Origin of the sequence: Nocardioides bruguierae, from assembly GCF_023656415.1 — a bacterium.
Taxonomy (GTDB): Bacteria; Actinomycetota; Actinomycetes; order Propionibacteriales; family Nocardioidaceae; genus Nocardioides; species Nocardioides bruguierae.
The window spans coordinates 44147-64225 of sequence record NZ_JAMOIL010000005.1; the positions used below are offsets into that span (position 1 = coordinate 44147).

Annotated in this window: 21 protein-coding genes; 3 read left to right on the top strand and 18 right to left on the bottom strand. The window is 74.5% G+C overall.

Annotation, left to right across the window (positions count from 1 at the left end):
- The first annotated feature begins 95 nt into the window (after positions 1-95).
- Both M8330_RS04900 and glpK read left to right on the top strand, forming a co-directional pair.
- Positions 96-848 (top strand): IclR family transcriptional regulator, encoded by a 753-nt coding sequence (locus tag M8330_RS04900; protein ID WP_250826427.1) that lies wholly within the window; start codon positions 96-98, stop codon positions 846-848.
- Entirely contained in the window at positions 845-2419 is a 1575-nt protein-coding gene (gene glpK / locus M8330_RS04905) for a glycerol kinase GlpK (RefSeq protein WP_250826428.1), read from the top strand. Before M8330_RS04900 ends, glpK begins: the two co-directional genes overlap by 4 nt.
- Positions 2420-2448: 29 nt before the next feature.
- On the opposite strand, the gene M8330_RS04910 is transcribed toward glpK, so the two are convergent.
- From M8330_RS04910 to rpsB, 6 genes are all read right to left on the bottom strand, one after another.
- Positions 2449-3435 carry a histidine phosphatase family protein gene (locus tag M8330_RS04910; RefSeq protein ID WP_250826429.1) on the bottom strand — a complete coding sequence of 329 codons (987 nt, stop codon included), beginning with the start codon at positions 3433-3435 and terminating at the stop codon, positions 2449-2451.
- Between the two features lie 17 nt (positions 3436-3452).
- Positions 3453-4328: a phosphatidate cytidylyltransferase gene (locus M8330_RS04915; protein ID WP_250826430.1), complete on the bottom strand. Its 876-nt coding sequence runs from the start codon at positions 4326-4328 to the stop codon at positions 3453-3455.
- Positions 4329-4350: 22 nt separating this feature from the next.
- Positions 4351-4905 (bottom strand): ribosome recycling factor, encoded by a 555-nt coding sequence (gene frr, locus M8330_RS04920; protein WP_250055738.1) that lies wholly within the window; start codon positions 4903-4905, stop codon positions 4351-4353.
- A 136-nt stretch (positions 4906-5041) separates the two neighbouring features.
- Positions 5042-5755 carry a UMP kinase gene (pyrH, locus tag M8330_RS04925; protein WP_250826431.1) on the bottom strand — a complete coding sequence of 238 codons (714 nt, stop codon included), beginning with the start codon at positions 5753-5755 and terminating at the stop codon, positions 5042-5044.
- Between the two features lie 206 nt (positions 5756-5961).
- Positions 5962-6774, bottom strand: a complete 813-nt coding sequence (tsf, locus tag M8330_RS04930; RefSeq protein ID WP_250055709.1) for a translation elongation factor Ts — start codon at positions 6772-6774, stop codon at positions 5962-5964.
- A gap of 102 nt (positions 6775-6876) precedes the next feature.
- Positions 6877-7755 (bottom strand): 30S ribosomal protein S2, encoded by an 879-nt coding sequence (gene rpsB, locus M8330_RS04935; protein ID WP_250826432.1) that lies wholly within the window; start codon positions 7753-7755, stop codon positions 6877-6879.
- Positions 7756-8173: 418 nt separating this feature from the next.
- On the opposite strand from rpsB, the gene M8330_RS04940 reads away from it, so the two are divergent.
- Positions 8174-8815: a peptidoglycan DD-metalloendopeptidase family protein gene (locus tag M8330_RS04940; protein ID WP_250826433.1), complete on the top strand. Its 642-nt coding sequence runs from the start codon at positions 8174-8176 to the stop codon at positions 8813-8815.
- Positions 8816-8849: 34 nt separating this feature from the next.
- Here the strand turns inward: M8330_RS04940 and M8330_RS04945 are convergent, their stop codons facing one another.
- The 12 genes from M8330_RS04945 to rimM form a co-directional block, all read right to left on the bottom strand.
- Positions 8850-9812 carry a tyrosine recombinase XerC gene (locus tag M8330_RS04945; RefSeq protein ID WP_250826434.1) on the bottom strand — a complete coding sequence of 321 codons (963 nt, stop codon included), beginning with the start codon at positions 9810-9812 and terminating at the stop codon, positions 8850-8852.
- Positions 9809-11092 (bottom strand): DNA-processing protein DprA, encoded by a 1284-nt coding sequence (gene dprA / locus M8330_RS04950; RefSeq protein ID WP_250055701.1) that lies wholly within the window; start codon positions 11090-11092, stop codon positions 9809-9811. Before dprA ends, M8330_RS04945 begins: the two co-directional genes overlap by 4 nt.
- Positions 11089-12699 carry a YifB family Mg chelatase-like AAA ATPase gene (locus M8330_RS04955; RefSeq protein ID WP_250826435.1) on the bottom strand — a complete coding sequence of 537 codons (1611 nt, stop codon included), beginning with the start codon at positions 12697-12699 and terminating at the stop codon, positions 11089-11091. The genes dprA and M8330_RS04955 overlap by 4 nt, the downstream gene beginning before the upstream one ends.
- A complete protein-coding gene (locus tag M8330_RS04960; RefSeq protein ID WP_250055697.1) occupies positions 12699-13088 on the bottom strand; it encodes a YraN family protein in 390 nt (129 codons plus the stop codon). Before M8330_RS04960 ends, M8330_RS04955 begins: the two co-directional genes overlap by 1 nt.
- 166 nt (positions 13089-13254) lie before the next feature.
- Positions 13255-15015: a Tad domain-containing protein gene (locus tag M8330_RS04965; RefSeq protein WP_250826436.1), complete on the bottom strand. Its 1761-nt coding sequence runs from the start codon at positions 15013-15015 to the stop codon at positions 13255-13257.
- Complete coding sequence (locus tag M8330_RS04970) at positions 15012-15521, bottom strand: TadE/TadG family type IV pilus assembly protein (protein ID WP_250055693.1); 510 nt, start codon at positions 15519-15521, stop codon at positions 15012-15014. The genes M8330_RS04965 and M8330_RS04970 overlap by 4 nt, the downstream gene beginning before the upstream one ends.
- A gap of 103 nt (positions 15522-15624) precedes the next feature.
- Positions 15625-15933, bottom strand: coding sequence for a DUF2469 domain-containing protein (locus tag M8330_RS04975; RefSeq protein ID WP_250055691.1), 309 nt, complete (start codon positions 15931-15933; stop codon positions 15625-15627).
- A 94-nt stretch (positions 15934-16027) separates the two neighbouring features.
- The gene (locus M8330_RS04980; protein ID WP_250826437.1) at positions 16028-16705 is read right to left on the bottom strand and encodes a ribonuclease HII; all 678 of its coding nucleotides are present in this window, start codon (positions 16703-16705) and stop codon (positions 16028-16030) included.
- Between the two features lie 2 nt (positions 16706-16707).
- A complete protein-coding gene (gene lepB, locus M8330_RS04985; protein ID WP_250826438.1) occupies positions 16708-17529 on the bottom strand; it encodes a signal peptidase I in 822 nt (273 codons plus the stop codon).
- Positions 17530-17596: 67 nt separating this feature from the next.
- Positions 17597-17947, bottom strand: a complete 351-nt coding sequence (rplS, locus tag M8330_RS04990) for a 50S ribosomal protein L19 (RefSeq protein ID WP_250826439.1) — start codon at positions 17945-17947, stop codon at positions 17597-17599.
- A gap of 224 nt (positions 17948-18171) precedes the next feature.
- A complete protein-coding gene (gene trmD / locus M8330_RS04995; RefSeq protein WP_250826440.1) occupies positions 18172-19344 on the bottom strand; it encodes a tRNA (guanosine(37)-N1)-methyltransferase TrmD in 1173 nt (390 codons plus the stop codon).
- 13 nt (positions 19345-19357) lie between these two features.
- Positions 19358-19906, bottom strand: coding sequence for a ribosome maturation factor RimM (gene rimM, locus M8330_RS05000; protein WP_250055681.1), 549 nt, complete (start codon positions 19904-19906; stop codon positions 19358-19360).
- Positions 19907-20079: the final 173 nt, after the last annotated feature.

Genomic DNA, 20079 nt, shown 5'->3' on the forward strand with positions numbered 1-20079 from the left:
ACGTCCGACACGGACACCCCTGACGTTCGACATCGCCGAACGTTGGTCCGACCATGTCGAACGCTCCCCTGTGACGATGATTAAGGTGGTGTCTCGTGAGCATCCAGTCCGTCGTCCGCAGCGCCACGGTGCTGCACCTGCTGGGAGCGGCGCCCGAGGGCCTTCCGCTCGCCGACCTGGCGGCCGGCACCGACCTGGCCAAGTCGACGGTGCACGGCCTGCTGCGCACCCTGGTCGAGGTGGGCTTCGTCGAGCAGGACCCCGACACGGGCCGGTACCGGCTGGGCAGCGGCATCGAGGACCTGGGCACCGCCGTGGACCCCCACCTGCTGCGCTCGCGGGCGATGAACGGCGCCGACAGCCTGGCCGCGCGGACGGGACTGGAGGTCCGGCTGGGCGTCCTGGCCGGGGACAGCGTGGAGCTGGTGCACCACGTCTTCCGTCCCGACAACTCCCCGCAGCGGCTGCGCACCGGTGAGCTGCTGCCCCTGCACGCGACGGCCGCCGGCCTCGTCCTGCTGGCCTTCTCCCCCGTCAGCACCGTGCGGCGCCGCATCGAGCTGTCCTCGTGGACGGCCCGCACCCCCACCACCCGCGCGGCGCTCGCCCAGCTCGTCCGCGCCGCCCAGCGTCGCGGGTGGGCGGTGGCCGACGAGACCCTGCGCCCCGGCCGCGCCGGCCTGGCCGCGCCCGTCCGGCAGCGCGCCGGCGTCGCGGCCGGGGCACTCTCGGTCGTCGGCCCCCGAGAGGAGGTGCTGACCCCGGCGGGCGAGCCCCGACCGGGCCTGGCCGACCTGGTCGTGGCGGCCGCCGACGGTGTCTCCGAGACCCTCCGGGAGCGTCGTTGAGCACCGCCCCCGCCGTCGTCCGCGCCCACGCGGGGCGCTTCGTCGCCGCCGTCGACCAGGGCACCACCAGCACCCGCTGCCTCGTCTTCGACCACGGCGGACGGGTCGTCTCCGCCGCCCAGAGCGAGCACCGGCAGTCCTTCCCGCGCCCGGGGTGGGCCGAGGTCGACGCCCTGGAGATCTGGCGGAGCACCCAGCGCGTGGTCAACCTGGCGCTGGCGCGGGCGGGCATCGGCGCCGAGGACGTCGCGGCGCTCGGCCTCGCCAACCAGCGCGAGACCACGGTCGTGTGGGACCGGCGCACCGGCCGCCCCGTGGCCCCGGCGATCACCTGGCAGGACACCCGGGCGACCGACGTCGCGGCCCAGGTAGCCGCCGGCCCCGACGGCGTCCTCGTCGAGGAGATCACCGGTCTGAGGCCCGCGGGCTACTTCTCCGCGCCGCGGCTGCACTGGCTGCTGGAGCACGTGCCGGGCCTGGAGCGGCGCGCCCGCGCCGGCGAGGTCCTCTTCGGCACCATGGAGACCTGGCTCGCCTGGAACATCACCGGTGGCGGGGACGGCGGGGTGCACGTCACCGACGTGACGAACGCGCACCGCACGCTGCTGGTCGACGAGCGGACCCTGGAGTGGGACCCCCGGCTGCTGGAGGTCTTCGGCGTGCCCGCCGCGATGCTCCCGGCGGTGCGCCCGAACGTCGGGGTGGTGGGCACGTGCCGCACCCTGCTCCCGGGAGTGCCGCTGGCGGGAGCGTTCGGCGACCAGCAGGCGGCCCTCTTCGGCCAGGCGTGCTTCGACCGGGGTCAGTCCAAGTGCACCTACGGCACCGGTGCGTTCCTGCTGGCCAACACGGGCGGCTCGCCGGTGCGCGCCGGCGTCACGGAGTCGGGCCTGCTCAGCACGGTGGCCTACCAGCTGGACGGCGAGGAGCCGCAGTACGCGGTGGAGGCCTCGATCGCCTACGCCGGCGCGCTCGTGTCGTGGTTCCGGGACTCGCTCGGGCTCCTGCGCACCGCCCCCGAGGTCGAGACGCTGGCCCGCCAGGTCGAGGACAACGGCGGCTGCTACGTCGTCCCCGCGTTCGCCGGCCTCTTCTCACCGCTGTGGGACCCCGACGCCCGCGGCGTGGTGGCCGGTCTGACGTCCTACGTGACCAAGGCGCACCTGGCACGGGCGGTGCTCGAGGCCACGGCCTGGCAGACCTACGACGTGGTGGAGGCGCTGGCCACCGGCCCGGGCCTCACCCTCGACCGGCTCCGCGTCGACGGCGGCATGACCGCCAACAACCTGCTGATGCAGACGATCGCCGACGTGCTGGACGTACCGGTGGACCGACCGCTGGTGGCGGAGTCGGTCTCCCGGGGGGCCGCCTACGCCGCCGGGCTCGCAGTCGGCTTCTGGCCCGACCTCGACGTGCTGAGGGGCACGTGGCGTCGGGCCGCCTCGTGGACGCCGGAGATGTCGGCGGACCGTCGACGTCGCGAGCTGGCGGGCTGGCGGCGCGCGGTCGAGCGCACGCTGGGCTGGGTCGTCCCGGACGAGGCCGAGGGGACTCCCCCGCTGCTGCTGTGAGCGCCGGCGCCGAGCCCCGGCGTCGCTGGTCAGTGCGTGAACAGGTACCAGAGCGTCAGCCCGGTGACGCCGCCGACGACCAGGGCCGTCGAGGCGATCCCGAGGAGCATGTACCGCGCGAACCGGCGGGTCACCGGGGGCACCAGCAGGGCGATGGGCACCGCCAGGGCCAGGAGCACGAACGGGAACGCCGACTCGGCCGTGCTCCGGTCGGTCACCGCGGCGAGCACCGCGGCGTAGACCCCCGGCACCAGCAGGACGAAGACGAGCCCGGTGAAGAACCCCACCAGGGCGGAGAACGTCGGGTGCCCCCGCCGCCACCAGCCCGCGTGCGGGTCGTGCGCCGGCGAGGCGGGTGCCGCCTGGGCCGACTCCGGCAACGGTGCCTCGGTCGTGGACATGCCGTCATCCTCCCACGCCCGGACCCCCGCGGGCACGCCCCGCGCTGTCGGGTGGCTGTCGGGGGCCTGTGGCTCTGCGCGGAGGGGCCGCTCGATCCGCTCAGAGAGCCAGCACGCGCAGGTCCGGCATCGCCCAGCCGCCCCACCGCGCGAGGGGGCGGGCTGCCCCGTCAGGGCTGCCTCGAGGACCGTCCAGGCCGTGCCGTGGCCGACGAGGACGAGGTCGCGGCCCGGGTGCTCGGCCCGCAACGCCTCGACGGTGCCGAGGACGCGCTCGGTCATGGCCGCGACCGGCTCCCAGCCGGGCAGCACGGCCTGCTCCGGGGCGGCCAGGGCCGCCGCCACGACGGTCGGCAGGTCCTCGACCCAGGTGCGGCCGCGCTGCTCCACGAGGGACGGCAGCACGCCGACGTCCCCGTCGGTGAGCAGCTGCGCCGTCTCGACGGTCTTCCGCTCGGGCGAGCACCCCCAGAACGCGTCACCGGAGACCGCGCCGGCGACGCGCGCTCGCAGCGACCAGACCTCGTCGAACCCCGCGGGGTCGAGCTCCCAGGACGCCGCCGGCGCCGCCGGGTCGACCAGGGGACGTCCGTGCCGGACGAGGGCGAGGACCACGGCTGCTCCCCCGCGGCTCAGCGGTAGACGAGGTGGTGCAGCAGCAGCCAGATGGGCGCGATGGTGGCCAGCAGGGAGTCCAGCCGGTCCATCAGGCCACCGTGGCCGGGGATGACCTGGCTCATGTCCTTGATGCCGAGGTCCCGCTTCATCACCGACTCGCACAGGTCGCCGAGCGTGGCCATGACCGCGGCGATGACGCCGAGGAGGATGCCGACCCACCAGTCGCCCTCGAGCAGCAGGACGACGAGCGCGATGCCGGAGCCGATGGTGAAGACCAGCGAGCCGACGAAGCCCTCCCAGGACTTCTTCGGGGAGATGACCGGCGCCATCGGGTGCCGACCGAACAGGACGCCGGCGGTGTAGCCGCCGATGTCGGAGGCGATCGTGACCAGGATGAACACGATGATGCCCCGCACGCCCAGGTCGTCCAGGCCGCCGCCGCTGCGGCCGCCCTCGGCCAGCAGCAGCGCCACGAACGACCCCAGGAGCGGCACGTAGACCAGGGTGAACAGGGCCGCCGTGGCGTTCTGGACGTAGCCCTCGATGCCGCGGCGCAGCAGCCACAGCATGATCACCAGGCCGGTCACCGCCGTGGCGGTGACGAGGGCATCGCTGCCCCACAGGAACGCGACGACCACCATCACCACGCCGCCGATCATGATGGGCTCGCGCGGCAGGTCGATGCCCTTGACGGAGAAGCCCTGCCCGAGCTCCCACACCGCCACCACCACCGCGGCGGCGACGATCAGCATGAACGCCGCCTTCCAGAACAGCAGCGTCACGGCGATGGCCGCGAGGAGCACGATCGCGGAGGCGAACGCGGCCTTGAGGTCGCGGCCGGCGCGGCCGTGGTCCTTCGCGGGGGTGGAGGCGGGTGGGGTCTGACTCATGAGCAGCGGCAGCGGGAGGTCCTCAGACCTCCAGCAGCTCGGCCTCCTTGGCCTTCAGCATCTCGTCGATGGAGTCGACGTGGCCCTTGGTGAGCGCGTCGAGCTGCTTCTCGGCGGCGGCCACCTCGTCGGCGCCGGCCTCGCCGTCCTTGTCGAGCTTCTCCAGGGCCTGCTTGGCCGAGCGGCGGGTGTTGCGGACCGCCACGCGACCCTCCTCCGCCTTGGTGCGCGCGACCTTCACGTACTCCTTGCGGCGCTCCTCGGTGAGCTCGGGGAAGACGCAGCGGATGAGCTTGCCGTCGTCCGCCGGGTTCACGCCGAGGTCGGAGTCGCGGATGGCCTTCTCGATGTTCTTCATCGCGCCCTGGTCGAACGGGGAGATGAGGATGACCCGCGGCTCGGGGGCCGTGAAGGAGGCCAGCTGCTGGAGCGGGGTGGGCGCGCCGTAGTAGTCGACCACGATCTTGCTGAACATCGAGGGGTGCGCGCGGCCGGCGCGGATTGCGGCGAACTCCTCGCGGGTCGCCCCGACGGACTTGTCCATCTTGTCCTCGGCCTCGAGGAGGGTCTCGTCGATCACGGGTGCTCCTTGCTCACGTTGGTCTCGCGCGGACATCCCGCGCTGCTGGTCTGGTGGTGCCGGCGCGGTCTCGTGGCCCGCGCTGCGGCGGCGGGCCCCGCCCGCCGGTGGTGGACGCCGGTGGAGCGTCCGCTCAGGCGGACACGACCCGCGTCCCGATCTTCTCACCCTTGAGCACGCGGGGGATGTTGCCCTCGGGCTCCATGCCGAAGACGACCATCGGCAGCGCGTTCTCGGCGCACAGGGTGAACGCGGTCTGGTCGACGACCTCGAGCCCGCGGCTGATGCACTCCTCGAAGGAGATCTCGTCGAACTTCCTCGCCTCGGGGTTCTTGCGCGGGTCGGAGTCGTAGACCCCGTCCACGCCCGACTTGGCGAAGAAGACGGCGTCGCACTTGGACTCCAGGGCCCGCTGCACGGCGACGGTGTCGGTGGAGAAGAAGGGCATGCCCATGCCGGCGCCGAAGATGACGACGCGGCCCTTCTCCATGTGCCGGATGGCGCGGCGCGGGATGTAGGGCTCGGCGACCTGGCCCATCGTGATCGCGGTCTGGACGCGGGTCTCGACGCCGAGCTTCTCCAGGAAGTCCTGGAGGGCGAGGCAGTTCATCACGATGCCGAGCATGCCCATGTAGTCGGCGCGGACGCGGTCCATGCCGCGGTGCTGCAGCTCCGCGCCACGGAAGAAGTTGCCGCCACCGGTGACGACGGCGACCTGGACGCCGGAGCGAGCCACCTCGGCCACGTCCCGGGCGATCTTGGCGACGACGTCGGGGTCGACGCCGACGCTGCCGCCGCCGAAGACCTCGCCGGACAGCTTGAGCAGGACGCGCTGGTACTCGGGCAAGAAGATCTCCAGGTCGTTCTCGGGGGTGCTGCTGAGGGCTCTGCTGAGGTGCTGGTGGTGCTGCCGGGCGGCTGCCGCTCGCGGGCGCACCGCGGCGACGGGTCCGCCGCCCGATCGCCCAACCTAGCCGATGAACGCCGCGAGCCGGCACTCCGGGGCGGGTGCCCCGGGGTGCCGGCTCGCGAGCGTGCTGAGGGTGCGGCGGGTCAGGCGCCGACCTCGAAGCGCGCGAAGGCCTTGACCTCGGTGCCGGCGGCGTCGAGGACCTGCTTCACGGACTTCTTGTTCTCGGTGACCGAGGGCTGCTCGAGCAGCACGATCTCCTTGAAGAAGCCACCGAGGCGACCCTCGGTGATCTTCGCGATGGCAGCCTCGGGCTTGCCCTCCTCGCGCGACTTCGCCTCGGCGATGGCGCGCTCCTTCTCGACGATGTCGCCGGGGACCTCGTCGCGGGTGAGGTACTGCGGGCGCATCGCGGCGATCTGCATCGCGGCGCTGCGCGCGGCCTCGGCGTCACCGGTGTAGGAGACGAGGACGCCCACGGCGGGCGGCAGGTCGGCGGCACGCTTGTGCATGTAGGCCACGACCGGGCCGTCGAAGTAGGCGACCTGGCCGAGCTCGATCTTCTCGCCGATGGTGATGGCGAGGTTCTCGACGACGGCGCCGACGGTGGAGCCGTCCAGCTCGACGGCCTTGAGGGCCTCGGCGTCGGAGGCCTGCGCGGCAGCGGCGGCGTCGGCGATCTTCTGGGCGGCCTCGATGAAGGGCTCGCCCTTGGCGACGAAGTCGGTCTCGCACTTGAGCTCGACCAGCGAGCCGCCGGAGGTGGCGACCAGGCCGGCGGAGGCCTCGCGCTCGGCGCCGCGGGCGGCGGCCTTGGCCGCACCCTTGACGCGGAGGAGCTCGACGGCCTTGTCGAAGTCGCCGTCGGTCTCGGTGAGCGCCTTCTTGCAGTCCATCATCCCGGCGCTGGTCAGCTCGCGGAGCTTCTTGACGTCGGCCGCGGTGAAGTTAGCCATGTCTGGGGATCCCGTCCTTTGGAGAGTGGGTGAGGGGGTGGAAGACGTGGGAGCGAGCACCGCCGCCCGCGGGCGTACCCCCACGGGCGGCGGATGGTCGACTCAGGCCTTGGCGTCCTCGGCGACCTCGGTCGCCTGCTCGCCCTCAGCGGAGGCGCCGGTGGCCTCGGAGGCGGCCTCGCCGGCCGGGGCCTCCGTGGCGGTCTCGGCGGCCTTGTCGGCGTCGCCGGAGAGGAGCTCGCGCTCCCACTCGGCCAGGGGCTCCTCGGTGGTGCCGGAGGACTTGCCACCGGAACGGGCGATGAGGCCCTCGGCGACGGCGTCGGCCACGACGCGCGTCAGCAGCCCGACGGCGCGGATGGCGTCGTCGTTGCCCGGGATCGGGAAGTCGACCTCGTCGGGGTCGCAGTTGGTGTCCAGGATGCCGATGATCGGGATCCGGAGCTTGCGAGCCTCCTCGACGGCGAGGTGCTCCTTCTTGGTGTCGACGATCCAGACGGCGGAGGGCGTCTTGGACATCTCGCGAATACCACCGAGGGTCTTCTCGAGCTTGTCACGCTCCCGCTTCATCTGGAGGAGCTCCTTCTTCGTGCGGCCGGAGCCGGCCACGTCGTCGAAGTCGATCTCGTCGAGCTCCTTGAGGCGCTGGATGCGCTGGTGCACCGTCTGGAAGTTGGTGAGCATGCCGCCGAGCCAACGCTGGTTGACGTAGGGCATGCCGACGCGCGTCGCCTGCTCGGCGATGGCCTCCTGGGCCTGCTTCTTCGTGCCGACGAACATCACGGTGCCGCCCTTGGCGACGGTCTCCTTGATGAACGCGAACGAGCGGTCGATGTAGGACAGCGACTGCTGCAGGTCGATGATGTAGATGCCGTTGCGCTCGGTCATGATGAAGCGCTTCATCTTGGGGTTCCAGCGACGGGTCTGGTGCCCGAAGTGGACGCCGCTCTCGAGGAGCTGGCGCATGGTCACGACTGCCATGATGTTCTCTCCTGTGGGCCCGTCCGCGTGAGTGCGACCTTGCTCAGCCCTCTCGCGAGGGCCAGGACGCACCGGGGGCGGGCCCGGTCGTTGTTGGTTGTCGTGCGGCGGCGTGCGCCTCCGCACCCTGACGCCCGCGTGCCGTCCCACCTCCCCGCTGCTGCGGTGAGGACCGAGGTCCGGCACCCGTGCCGGACGACCCCGGTCGGGGTCGCGCGTGCGCGGTGTGCGGGCGTGCGATGTCAGCCCTGGTGGGCTGCGGCGTCAAGAGTACGCCAGCGGGGTCCGTGACACGAATCGCGTGACCTGGCGCGACGACGGGCCAGCACGCGTCCACAGCCCGGGTCGGTGGCGGCCTCGTCCCCAGGTCGTCGGAGCCGTCCCCGCACCCTCTCCACGGACGCCCACCATCGAGGACATGCTCCCACGACACCGCGCCCGCACGCCCGCTCTCTCCGCCCTCGCCGCGCTGGCCCTGGTCCCCGCGTCGACCGAGGTCGTCCCCGCCGGAGAGGCCGTGTGGCCCGTGGCGCCGGCCTCGGTGGTGCACGCGTTCGAGGCACCGTCCTCCGCGTGGGGCCCGGGGCACCGCGGCGTCGACCTCGCCGGTACCTCCGGGCAGGTCGTCCGGGCAGCGCTGGCCGGTCGGGTCGTGCACGCCGGCCCCATCGCCGGACGCGGCGTGGTGGTCGTCTCGCACGGGGCCACCCGCACCACCTACGAGCCGGTGACCCCGGGCGTCCGGGTCGGCGACGACGTCGCGGCGGGTGACGCCCTGGGCACGCTCGAGCTGCTCGGCTCGCACTGCCTGCCCGCCGCGTGCCTGCACTGGGGCCTGATCGAGGGGCCGGTCGAGGGGCAGGCCGAGGGGCAGGACGGCGGCGACGTCTACCGGGACCCGCTCACGCTGCTGGGCGGCGCTCCCGTCCGGCTGCTGCCGCTGACAGGTCTGGCGGGCGCGAGCACTGCCGTCGCGCGCGCTGCGGCACCCACGCCCGCTCCCGTCGGGCGCGCCTGGACCCCGCCCGTCGGGCCGGGCCCCGCCCCCTGGCTGCCCTGACGGGTCGCGCCCCCCCCACCCCACCCCGGGCCGCTCAGGCGCGGGGGTGCGCCTGACGGTAGGCCCGACGCAGCCGGTCGGTGCTCACGTGCGTGTAGACCTGCGTCGTCGCCAGGGAGGCGTGCCCGAGCAGCTCCTGGACGGCGCGCAGGTCCGCCCCGCCCTCGAGCAGGTGGGTCGCGGCGGAGTGCCGCAGGCCGTGGGGCCCCACGTCGGGTGCGCCCGGCACCTGCTGGACCCGGCGGTGCACCAGCGTCCGCACCGCACGCTGGTCGAGCCGACCGCCACGGGCGCCGAGCAGCAGCGCCGGACCCGAGGACGGCGTGGCCAGCGAGGAGCGGCCGTGGCGCAGCCAGGCGTCCAGGGCGGCCGCCGCCGGGGCCCCGAACGGGACGCTGCGCTCCTTGCCGCCCTTGCCCAGGACGCGCAGCACCCTGCGGTCGTGGTCGACGTCGTCGAGGTCCAGCCCGACCAGCTCGCCGACCCGCACCCCCGTGGCGTAGAGCAGCTCCAGGGCGCAGACGTCGCGCAGGCCCAGGGCGCTGCCGTCGTCCGCGGCCTCGACAGCCGCCCGCAGGAGCGACTCGACCTCGTCGGCCCGCAGGACGGCCGGCAGGGTGCGGTGGGCCCGCGGGCTGGCCAGGGTCGCGCCGGGGTCGGCCGGGGCGCGTCCGCTGCGGGCGAGCCACCCGGTGAACACCCGAGCGGCGGTGGCCCGGCGGGCCACCGTGGTGCGTGCTCCCCCGCGCGTCTGCTGGAGCGCGAGCCAGCTGCGCAGGGCGCGCAGGTCGAGCTCCTCCGGCCGGTCGATGCCCAGCCGGTGAGCGTGCACGAGCAGGGACGAGACGTCCCCCGTGTAGGCCCGGACGGTGTGGGGGCTCAGGTCGCGCTCGAGCCGGAGGTGGTCCTCGTAGTCACCGAGGACCCTGATCCACGTCTCGGGGAGCAGGTCCTCCGCGGCCTCCTGCCCACCCGCGTCCGCCGCCTCCTGGGTCACGCCGAGGAGTCTAGGAGCCCGTCGTCGGGAGCATCGGCGTCCTTGCCGGTGAGTCGGAACCCGGCCCCGTCCTGCTCGAGCAGGCCGCAGCGCACGAGACGCCCCAGCGCCGAGGTGACGCCGAGCGTGCTGACCCCGGCGGTGCGTGCCACGTGCGCCAGCTCGGCGGCACCCGAGAACGGCACCGCGTCCAGGACCTGCCGCTCGCGCACGGTGAGCCTGTCGCGCAGGGTCTGGGGCGAGCGCTCGGGCTCGACCAGGTGCTGGCCCGCGCGGCCGAGGACCTCCAGGACGTCGGCACCGTCGGTGACCAGGCTCGCCTCGCCCTCGCGCAGCAACCGGTGGGTGCCGCGGGAGGCCTCCGAGGTGACCGGGCCGGGCAGTGCCACCAGGTGCCGCCCCAGCCGGGTCGCCCAGTGCGCGGTGGAGAGGGCTCCGCTGCGCAGGGCGGCCTCGACCACCAGGGTCCCGTCCGTGAGGGCCGCGATCAGCCGGTTGCGCGAGAGGAAGCGGATGCGGCTGGGCGGCATGCCCGGCGCGGTCTCGGAGACGACGACGTGCTCGGCGGCGATGGCGTCGATGTAGCGCTCGTGCGCCTGGGGGTAGCCGCGGTCCACGCCGCAGGCCAGCACCGCCGCGGTCCGCCCCGCGGGTGCCGCGAGCGCACCGCGGTGGGCGGCGATGTCCACGCCGAACGCGGCGCCGGAGACGACGGGCAGGCCGGCCCGGGCGACGTCGTGCGAGATCCGGGCGGCCTGGTCCGTCCCGTACGTGGTCGCCGAGCGGGCGCCCACCACCGCCAGTCCGGTGGCGAGGTCGTGCAGCCGCACCGGGCCCCGCGCCCACAGCCCCAGCGGCACGCCGCCGCGCTGGTGGGCGGAGCCCGCCCAGGCGAGGCCGTCGAGGCCTGCCGGCCACTCTGCGTCGCCGGGCACCACGAACCGGATGCCCGTCCGCTCCGCCCGCTCCAGCGCCCGTTCCGCGTCGGAGGCGGCCGCCCGGACGCGGGCATCGTCGGCGAGACCGCCCTCGGCAGTGCCGTCGAGCACCTGGCGGTAGAGCTCGGCCGCGCCCACGAGGGCCACGCCGGCGGCGACCCGCAGGTCGCCCGGCTCGGCGAGCAGGGCCAGGGCGGCCCGGTCGCGACGGTCGCGCTCGAGGTCCGCGGGGTCGGCGGGGTCGGCCCGGTGAGCGGCACGGTGAGCGGCGGCCGGTCGCGGGGGCACGGCGGTGCGAGCGCCGTCCAGCGAGGCGAACGGCAGGGGTGACTGCGTGCTCATCCGGCCACGCTCCCGGCGCCGTCGGGGCGGCGCAGGGTGGCCTCGAGCAGCGGCGCGCCCCGACGCAGCTGCAGGGCCACGTCCACCTCGGAGGACCCGGGCGGGCCCTCGCCGCCGCGCAGGTCGTGCACCGTCCAGGCCAGGCGGTGCACCCGCACCGCCCCGCGGCTGGTGAGCCGGCCGTCGGCGACGGCCGTGTGCAGCCGCTCCTCCGCCTCCGGCCCCAGCGGCCACTCCTCCCGCAGGACGGCGCCCGGCACGTGCCCGTTCAGCCGCCAGCCGAGCCCGGCGTAACGCCGGGCCTGCCGCTCCCGCGCTGCCGCCACGCGGGCGCGGACGGCCGCGGAGGACTCCGCCACCGCGAACCGGTCCCGGCGCTCGTGCGGGGCGAGCGGCTGCACGTGCCGGGTGATGTCGATGCGGTCGCTGACCGGGCCGGTCACCTTCGCCCGGTACTCGCGCCGGGCCACCGGCTTGCAGGAGCACTGGTCCAGCGCCGGGTCCGGGTGGTAGTCCCCGCAGGGGCAGGGGTTCGACGCCAGGACCACCAGCCCGCGCGCCGGGAGCGTGACCAGCTCCTCGGCGCGCGCGACCGTGATCTCCCCGTTCTCCAAGGGCTCGCGCAGCGCCTCGATGACGTCGGAGCGGAACAGCGGGAACTCGTCGAGCAGGAGCACGCCGGCGTGGGCCTTCGACAGCTCCCCCGGGCGCACCTGGCCCGAGCCGCCGCCCACGATGCTGGCCTTGCTGGCGTCGTGGTGCGGCGCGGCGTAGGGCGGGCGCCGGAGCAGGCCGCCGGAGGTGTCCAGCGCCCCGGCGAGGGAGTGGATCGCGGTGAGCTCCAGCGCCTCCTCGTCGGTGAGGTCGGGCAGGATCGTGGGCAGCCGCTCGGCGAGGGTCGTCTTGCCTGCGCCCTTGGGCCCCGAGAGCAGCAGGTGGTGCCCACCGGCCGCGGCCACCTCGAGGGCGTAGCGGGCGTCGGCCATGCCGAGGACGTCGGCGAGGTCGACCTCCTCGTGCCGGGTCGAGCCGCGCCAGGCGAGCACGGACGCTCCCGCGCTGGAGGCGACCGGTGCCGCCTCGGGCACCTCCTCCCCCAGCAGCACGGCCACGACCTGCCTCAGGGAGCGCAGCCCCAGCACGGTGGTGCCGGGCACCAGCCTTGCCTCCGCGGCCTGGGGCTCGGGCACGTAGACGGTGTGGATGCCGGCCTCGCGGGCCGCCAGCACCATCGGCAGCACCCCGGCCACCGGCCGCAGCCCACCGTCGAGGGTCAGCTCGCCGACGAACAGCGTGCCGTCGAGCGCGGCCGGGCGCAGCGACCCGTTCGCGGCGAGGACCGACAGCGCCATGGCGAGGTCGTAGTGGGTGCCCCGCTTGCGCAGGTCGGCCGGCGACAGCAGGACGGTGATCCGCTTCGTGGCCGGCCAGGGCAGGCCCGAGTTGATGATCGCCATGCGGCAGCGGTCGCGGGCCTCCGAGAGCGCCTGGTCGGGGCGGCCGACCAGCGTGGTGCCGACCTGGCCCGGCGAGACGTCGGACTGCACGTGCACGACGTGCCCCAGCGCGCCGTGCAACGAGACGGTGCGAGCGGTGGCGAACGGCATCAGACCAGCCCCCGCACGTGCTCGACGAGGGCCGGACCCCGGCGTGGGCGCCGGACCGCCACCAGGTCGACCCGCAGCGCCGGGGCACGCACGCCCCGGGCCTCCTGCCAGGCCTCCCCCAGCCGCACGAGCCGGCCCAGCTTCTCGCTGGTCACCGCCTCGTGCGGGGTGCCTCCGGTGGCGCCGGCGCGGGTCTTCACCTCGCAGACCACCAGGTCGTCGCCGTCGCGCAGGACGAGGTCGATCTCGCCCTCGGGGCAGCGCCAGTTGCGGTCGAGCAGGTGCATGCCCGCCTCGGTCAGGTGGGCGGCCGCCACCCGCTCCCCGTAGGCACCGAGCGCCTGGTGGGCGGTGGTCGGAGCGCCGGCCCCGTTGGTCTGTGTCGTCATCGCTGGACCTCCTGGGCACCCAGGCTGTCCGCTCCCGAGCCGCTGCGGGGTCCGCCCGCGACGCCCTGTGGAGGAGCCGGCCGCGCGGAGGTCCTGTGGACGACAGGTGGCCCGCCCGGCCGGTCCCGACGGCCGGTCCAGAGGGTCCCCGACTCCCCCGGCTGTCTCAGCCGCGCAGCGCGGTCGCGCCGCAGTCCGGGCGCGGCACTCCCCACACGTCGCTGCCGTTGAGCGTCACGCCGAGCGCGTCGAGCAGCGGTTCCACGGTGGTGCTGACCAGCGTGTCCACCGCGGGCGTCACGACCTGGGACAGCAGCGCGGCCACCAGCGGGTCGGCCGCGGCGCCGGCCGGCAGGCCGAGGACGTCGAGGTCGACGGAGGTGGAGGTGACCAGGAACGAGGACGAAACGTCGCCGCCGGTGGCGACCGGGGACTCGTAGTCCGGCAGCGCGTCGAACGCCCCGACGGCGGTGCTGCTCGTCGGGTTCGCGGCCAGCTCGACGTGCACGGTGCCCTCGGCCAGCGGTGGGAGCAGGTCGAGCACCGGCTGCACGAGCAGCCGGTCCAGCGGGCCGAGCGTGGACAGGTCGGCGGAGAGGTCCGCCGCGACGTCGAGGTCGATCCCGATCGTGGCGAGCCCGTTCACCACGTCGACGGTGATCGCGTCGCCCAGGGCGGCGGCGCCGGCGCGGCCGCACCGCAGGTCGGTGAGGGTGCCGGTCGAGCCGGCCACCTCGAGGGCGAGCGCGACGTCGCCGTCCACCCCGGCGTCGACCGTGCCCACGCTCGCGAGCAGCGGGGCGACGACGGCGGTGACCCCGCCCGCCTGGAGGATCGCTTGGAGGGTGGAGGTGCCGAGGGCCAGCTCGGAGCCGGGGGCGCCGAGGCCGCCGGTCACGTCGAGCGCGACCTGGGCGGTGGACGCGGTGGCCTGCCCGGCCGGTCCGCAGGCCTGTCGCGGGGCCTCGACGACGGTGAGGGTCCCGTCCACCCCGGCCAGGCCGAGGGCGTTCACGCCGAGCGAGGGCACGGCGATCGCGTTCGTCCCGTTGGCCACGAGGATGGCGGAGGAGACCAGGTCGAGTGCGTCGATGCTGGTCTCGAGGGCCGAGTCGGCCCCCGGTGCCAACGAGACGAGGTCGCCGACGCGCACGGTGAGGCCGGAGACGCCGGCGTTGATCGCCTCCAGGATCGACACGGCGGCGGCGTTGCCGGCCCCCGCTCGGAGCACGTCGGCCGCCGCCAGCGCCAGCTCGCCGAGGCCGACGGTGGTGTCGGCGAGCTCGTCGGCGGTGCCGGCGTCCAGCGTGACCGCGAGGTCGGCGAGCGAGACGTCGACGCCTGCCAGGCCCGTGTAGGAGATGCCGGTGACCGAGGCACCGCCGCCCAGCGCCTGGCCGAGCAGGGCGTCGAGGAGGACGGAGTCGGCCGTGTCGAGGCCCAGGGCGTAGGAGCCGAGGCGGAAGCAGGCCTGCGGCTGCACCGCGGCCACGGCCGAGCGCTGCGCGGCCCCGTCGCCGGGCCGGAAGGCGTAGGAGACCGAGCCGTGCGCGGTGACCCGCACCCCGTCGGGCTCCTGGGTGCCGGACGCGGGGCTGACCGCACCGGTCGCCTGGTCGACCATCACCAGCTCCACGTCGAGCGTCGGTGCCGTGCCCAGGACGTCGGAGTTGCGGCCGAGGCTGTCGGCGACGGCCGCCGACCAGTCCGGGTCGGCCTGGATCTCGGCGGCGGTCCGGCCGCGCAGGTCCCGCGCGAGGTCGAGGGCGACCACGTCCGCGACCGTCTGCATGTCCGAGCGGACGACCCGCTGCATCCCGAGGTCGACCGTGAAGGCGGCGCTGGCCACGAGCACGGTGAGCATCACCGCGACCATGGGCAGCACGCCGCCCCGCTCGTCGCGCCGAGGGCGCTGGTGACGCCTCACGAGACCCGCACCTGGGTGCTGAAGGCGAGCGAGTCGGGCACGAGGGCGTCCATGAGCGGGAGCACCGGGAAAGTGGGGTGCTCGCGGTAGTGGTAGTCCAGCGCCACCTCGGCGCACACGACGGTGCCGCACGGGACCTCCGTGACCGTGCAGGTGCCGACCGCCTCGCCGTCGCGGGTGAGCACCCCGCCGGCGCAGCTGACGTCGTAGGGCTCCAGGGCGGAGCTGACGGCGGCCTCGGCGTCCGTCTGGCGCTGCGAGGCCACGACGGTGACGGCCGCGGCCCGCGCCCCCTCGGCGGCCGCCTGCGTGAGCCCCTGCCGGAACGACAGCATCATCCCGTAGGTGATGATCCCGAACAGCAGGAGGAGCAGCACCGGCAGCACGAGCGCCATCTCGACGGCGGCGGCGCCCCGGTCCGGCCGCGCACCGGCCCGGCGTGGGCCCCGGGCGCGCTCGGCACCTCGGGGTGCGGGCGCGACGCGGGGGGAACGTCTGCCGGGCATGGGGGGTCCTCCGTGCTCGTGACGGCTCCCGGGTGGGGGTCCCGGGGTCCTCCTCACACTAGGACGCGCGTCACGCCCGTGGGCCGAACATGACCCGAACGGACTACTTCTCCGGGAGATCCATGTCCGATGGGTTGAGCTCCTCGACGTTCACGTCCTTGAAGGTCAGAACCTTGACGCCCTTCGCGAACCGCGCGGGCCGGTACATGTCCCACACCCAGCAGTCGGTCATGGAGACCTCGAAGAACACCTCGCCGGCCTCGGTGCGGGCCTTCACGTCCACCGCGTTGCACAGGTAGAAGCGGCGGTCGGTCTCCACCACGTACTTGAAGATCCCGACGACGTCGCGGTACTCGCGGTAGAGCGTCAGCTCCATCTCCGCCTCGTACCGCTCCAGGTCCTCCGTGCTCACGTCCGCTCCTCGTCGTCAGTGCCTGCGTCCGGTCGCCGCGCGCCCGGTGCCCCCGGTGCTCCGGGCAGGCGGCGTGCGGCGGTGTCGTCGGTGCTCAGCCTTCCACGTCCTCGTCGCCGAGGGGCTCCAGACCCGCGGCACGACGCACGTTGACGAAGCGCATCCGGTGCACCGAGGACGGCCCGTGCTCGGTCAGGGCAGCGGTGTGGGCTGCGGTGATGTAGCCCTTGTGCACCTCGAAGCCGTACTGCGGGTGCTCGAGCGCGAGACCGTCCATGATCCGGTCACGCGTGACCTTCGCGATCACCGAGGCCGCGGCCACGCAGCCTGCGACCCGGTCGCCCTTCCACACCGCGAGCGTGGGGGTGGCCAGCCCGTCGACGGGGAACCCGTCGGTGAGGACGTAGGCGGGCCTGACGTCGAGCAGCGCCACCGCGCGGCGCAGCGCCTCGATGTTGGCCACGTGCATGCCGAGCCGGTCGCACTCCTCGTGGCCGACGACCACGACGGACCACGACAGGGCACGGCGCACCACCTGGTCGTAGCAGCGCTCGCGGGCCCGTGCGGTCAGCAGCTTGGAGTCGGCCAGCCCCGGCACCTCCCCGTGCGGGCGCAGCACGCAGGCGGCCGCGACCAGCGGCCCTGCGCAGGCACCGCGCCCCGCCTCGTCCACGCCGGCGACGGTCTCGAGGCCACGGCGGCGCAGCGCGCGCTCGTAGCCGTAGAGCCCGGCGTCACGGCGCACGGTGGTGCCGGTGGGCAGGGTGGACACGCTCAGCGCCCCTCCCCCGCGCCGGCCGTCCCGTCGGCCGAGTCCTGGGCCGGCTCCTGGGCGGCGGGGACGGCGGCCAGCACCTCCGCGCCGTCGAGGCCACCGAAGCGGGAGGCCGGCCAGGCCACCCCGAGGACGCGGCCGACGACGTCGTCGACGGGCACCCACTCGTGCCCCTCGACGCAGTCGGTGACTGCGTCGCTGCACATGCGCACCGAGGAGTCGGCGCTGGCGGAGCGGTGGTCGCCCATCACGAAGAGCATCCCGTCCGGCACCGGGCCGGCGGTCCAGTCGCACGTGCCGGTCATCGGGCCGTAGCACTCGGCGTCGTCGACGAGGGCGTACTGCGTCTCGTCCACGGCCACGCCGTTGACCTCGAGGCGACCCCGGTCGTCGCAGCAGTGGACGACATCGCCGGCGACGCCGACGACCCGCTTGACCAGGTGGTCGTCCTCCGAGGCCAGGCCCACGGCTCGCAGCAGGCCGACCAGGGCGCCGGCGTCCTGCTCGTCGGCGCCCTCCAGCCACCCGCCGGGGTCGGAGAAGACGACGACGTCGCCCCGGGTGATCTCCTCCCCCGTCCAGGAGCCCCAGCGCTCGACCACCAGGCGGTCCCCCACCTCCAGGGTCGGCTCCATCGAACTGCTGGGCACGAAGAACGCCTGGGCGACGAACGACTTCACGACCAGCGCGACGGCCACCGCACCGACCAGCAGCAGGGTCGCCGAGCCCAGGCGGCGCAGCGGCGAGCGGTGCCGCGTGGCTTCCGGAACGCCGACACCCCGGACCTGCTGGTCCGGGGTGTCGGTCGGGTCGCTGCTCACGGGTCCTACGGTCCCACGCCGCCGGTGACGGCGGCCGGGCGCCCGCCCGTGGGGGCGCTCGCGGGGCTCAGGCCTCGCGGCGCTCCTTGATCTTGGCAGCCTTGCCGCGCAGGTTCCGCAGGTAGTACAGCTTGGCGCGACGGACGTCACCGCGGGTCACGACCTCGATGGACTCGAAGATCGGGGAGTGCAGCGGGAAGGTGCGCTCGACACCGACGCCGAAGGAGACCTTGCGGACGGTGAAGGTGCGGCCGATGCCGGAGCCGTGGACGCGGATGACGACGCCCTGGAAGACCTGGACGCGGGAGCGGTTGCCCTCGACGACCTTGACGTGGACCTTGACGGTGTCACCGGCGCGGAAGGCCGGGAGGTCGCTCCGCTTGGCGGCGGCGCCGATCTCGGTGATCGCGTTGCTCATGGTGTCTCCTCGCGAGTGCCACAGGTCAGCCGCGGAATCAGTACGGTTCGGGGTGCTGCGGCCCGGTGCTCGATGGTCGGGATGCGCCGGAGCCCCCTGTGGCAGGAACCTGCGCGAGCCCCCCGTGCGTTCCTCGGGGCTGCCCTTCGACCGACCAGGCCGACGGTTGAGTCTGCCACAGCGCGGCAGGGACGGTGAAATCCGCTGACCAGCGCGGGAGGCGCTCAGCGACGGCGCCGTGGCTTGCTCAGCAGCACCGGCCCGGAGGGACCGTCGTAGGTCTCCACGACGCGGAACCCGGCCCGCTTGTAGCGGCGCAGGTTCGCCTCCGAGTACTTGCCGGTGACCAGCGTGAACCGCTCGGTGCCGGCCGGCGCCACCCGCTGGGCGTGCTCGAGCAGGACCCGGCCGAGGCCGCGCCCGCGCAGGTCGGGTGCGGCCATCAGCCGGCCGATCTCCCAGGTGGCGGGCTCGTCCGGCACCCGCCGTCCGCGCACGGAGCCGACGAGCCGGCCGGCGGCGCGCACCACGTAGGTGTCCCACTCCTCGATCCCGGCCAGCACGTCGTCGAGGTCCTCGTGCAGCGGCGGGATGGAGAGGTCCTCGTTGACGAGCGCCTCGGTGACCCAGCAGGCCAGCTGGAGCGTCAGCAGCTCCGGGGCGTCGGCGGGGCTCGCGGGCACGACCTCCCAACCGTCGTCGCCGCCCGCGAGGGCGCTGGCGTGCAGCAGGTCGGGCCGGCGCGCCGCCGTCCGCTCGCGCGCCTGCTCCTCGCGCCACGCCGCGATCGCACCGTGGTTGCCGCCCATCAGCACGGGCGGGACCTCGTGACCGCGCCAGGCGGCAGGCTTGGTGTAGACGGGGTACTCCAGCAGCCCGTCGGTGTGCGACTCCTCGACCAGCGAGGCCGCGTTGCCCATGAACCCGGGCAGCAGCCGGACGACGGCCTCGGTGACCGCGAGCGCGGCGACCTCACCGCCGTTGAGTACATAGTCGCCGAGCGAGACCTCGACCAGCTCGGCACGCTCCGCCGCATGGTCGAGCACCCGCTGGTCGATGCCCTCGTAGCGACCGCAGAGGAAGACGAGCCGCTCCCGTGTGGCCAGGTCGGCGGCCAGCGCCTGGGTCAGGGGGCGCCCCGACGGCGTGGGGACGACGACGGTCACGCCGTCGACCTCGAGGGTGTCGAGCGCCTCCCCGAGCGGCTCGGGCTTCATCACCATGCCGGCGCCACCGCCGTAGGGGGTGTCATCGACGGTGCGGTGCCGGTCGTGGGTGAAGTCGCGCAGGTCGTGCACGTGCAGCTCGAGCAGCCCGCTGGCCACGGCCTTGCCGGGCAGCGAGAGCCGCAGCGGTGCGAGGTAGTCGGGGAAGATCGAGACGTAGTCCAGTCGCACGGGTCGGCTCGTCTCAGTCCTCGTCCGGCAGCGGCACGAGCAGCCCCGGACGGTCGGCGACGACCACGCGGCCGGCCTCGAGGTCGACCTCGGGCACCAGGGCGGTCACGAAGGGCACGAGCCGCTCGCCGTGGGCGGTGCGGACCGCGAGCAGGTCCTGCGCTCCCCCGTGGACGAGGCGGACGACCGTGCCGTGCTCGGTGCCGTCGGTGTCGAGCACCGTGAGCCCCTCGAGCTGGTGGTCGTAGAACTCCTCGGGGTCCTCCGGGGAGTCGTGGACGGCGATCGTGGCGTGCAGCAGCACCCCGCGCACCGCCTCGGCGGCGGTGCGGTCGGCGACCTCCTCGAAACGCACCAGCAGCACGCCGGTGTGCATCCGGGCCCGGGCCACCGTGAGCCGGGTGCCGGTGAACGCGGAGCCGCGCGGGGCCTCGGCGCGCAGGACGGCCCCGGGGGCGAAGCGCAGCTCCGGCGAGTCCGTGCGGACGTCGACGGTGACGTCGCCGCGGATGCCGTGGGGCTTGCCGAGGCGGCCGACGAGGACCTCGATGGTCTCGCTCACGCGGGTGCCTTTCGATCTGTGACGGGGCGATCTGTGCCGGGCCGGGTGGGGCCCGGAGGTGGTGCGGACGTCATGCGGAGCGGACGCAGTCTCCCTCAGAGGTATGACGTCCCGGGACGCAGACGACCCGCACGACGCAGGCTGGCTGCGTCGTGCGGGTCGGTGCGTGCGGG